The 1,001-nt window shown below is 60.0% G+C and carries 2 protein-coding genes; both read left to right on the top strand.

Annotated features, from left to right (window positions below):
- The coding region (locus EOA33_RS36745; RefSeq protein WP_145989553.1) for a glycine cleavage T C-terminal barrel domain-containing protein at nt 1–260 on the top strand (260 nt) is incomplete at its 5' end.
- On the top strand, nt 184–813 hold the full coding sequence (locus EOA33_RS36750) for a sarcosine oxidase subunit gamma (RefSeq protein WP_210212654.1): 630 nt from the start codon (nt 184–186) through the stop codon (nt 811–813). The genes EOA33_RS36745 and EOA33_RS36750, both read left to right, overlap by 77 nt.
- Nucleotides 814–1,001 lie beyond the last annotated feature (188 nt).

Genomic DNA, 1,001 nt, shown 5'->3' on the forward strand with positions numbered 1-1,001 from the left:
GTGCAGGCAAGGTTGTTGCCGGGTCACATCTCTTCACCCAGGGCGCTACCCAAAATCTCGACACCGACCAGGGCTGGATCACATCGGCCTGCTACAGCCCGCATGTCGGATCGATGATCGGGCTCGGCTTTCTGGAAAACGGCGACCAACGCATAGGCGAGGTGATCATCGCCGCGAACCCAGTTGAAGGCGAAAGCGAACGCCTGCGGATCGTGCCGGCACACTTCGTCGATCCAGAAGGAGCACGTCTGCGTGACTGACCTTAACGCCTTAACGGCGCTCGGCGCCGCACACCCCCGCTCAGTATCCTTTGCGGCACTGGACATCCGGGAGAACCCGGAGCTGGCGCTTGCCTCTCTTTCGCTACGCCGCGGTTCGGCAAAGCCAGTGCCCTTCGGCCTTCATCTTCCCGAGCCGGGCCACTGGGTGGCAGGGCAGGGGATGGCGGCCTTCTGGGTCGGCCTCGATCAATGGATGATCGAAGCCGAGGGCCGTGCCGAGGAGAATTTCGCTGCCCATCTAAGACATGCCGCGCCAGACTGTTCGGTAACCGAGCAGACCGATGGCTGGATCGCGTTTGAGATTGTTTCGCGGTCCGGCACGGCGCTGCTTGAGTCATTGCTGTCGAAGCTGGTCAACATCGATCTCGCGGACTTTGGCCCGGGCCGTGCGACACGTACCGGCCTTGAGCATATGAGCTGCTGCGTGATCCGACGAAGCGAAACTCTTGTCGCCCTCCTGGGGGCACGGTCGTTCGCCGCATCGCTCTGGCACGCGCTGGACACGGCGGCGAGGCGACTCCAGGAAAAGTGATCAACGCCCCCTTCCATATATCCAGATTGGATTAAATGACGGTGAAATTCTATTTTCCAAACTAAGAGATCCGTGGAAATCTCTGATTGGAAACGAGAGGCCCAAAGCGGGAATGCAACAGGAACCCCTCTAGCTTTCGCTCAAGGAAAAAGCCATTGGCAATTGCTTCGCGCTGCCTTGCGGCGGAC

Origin of the sequence: Mesorhizobium sp. M4A.F.Ca.ET.050.02.1.1, from assembly GCF_003997725.1 — a bacterium.
In the GTDB taxonomy this organism is placed as follows: Bacteria; Pseudomonadota; Alphaproteobacteria; order Rhizobiales; family Rhizobiaceae; genus Mesorhizobium.